Below are 441 nucleotides of genomic sequence, written 5' to 3' on the forward strand. Positions count from 1 at the left end.
GGTCCTCCGGGCCCTTGGAGGGCTCCTCGCCGTTCGACAACAGCGCGACGCGCGGCCGCGAGACACCCATCGCCGTCTCCATGAAGGCCGCGCCCATGTGCGCGAACTGGACGAGGTGCTCGGGCCGCACCTCGACGTTGGCCCCCGCGTCGAGCAGCAGGAACGGCGAGCCCGGGACGGGCACGAGCACGGCGAGCGCCGGCCGGTGGATCCCGCGCCCGCGCTTGATACGGAACAGCGAGGCGGCGAGGGCGGTGCCGGTCGAGCCGCCCGACACGAGCGCGTCGGCGCGGCCGTCGGCCACCGCGGCGACGGCGGCGACAATCGACGCGTCGGGATTGGCGCGCACGGCGCGCGCCGGATCCTCGGCCTTCGCGATCGAGACGGGCGCGTCGATCACTTCGACGCCCTCCCCCACCTCACCGATCTGCGCGGCAGACC

1 protein-coding gene is annotated in these 441 nt (G+C 75.1%); it reads right to left on the reverse strand.

Translation table 11 applies throughout. The features are described 5' to 3' along the window. Positions 1-441, reverse strand: a 441-nt coding sequence (locus tag I6F37_RS40255; protein ID WP_249795459.1) for a phosphate acyltransferase, incomplete at both ends; no start/stop codon positions are given.

Source organism: Bradyrhizobium sp. NBAIM08 (assembly GCF_020193935.1).
Taxonomy (GTDB): Bacteria; Pseudomonadota; Alphaproteobacteria; order Rhizobiales; family Xanthobacteraceae; genus Bradyrhizobium; species Bradyrhizobium yuanmingense.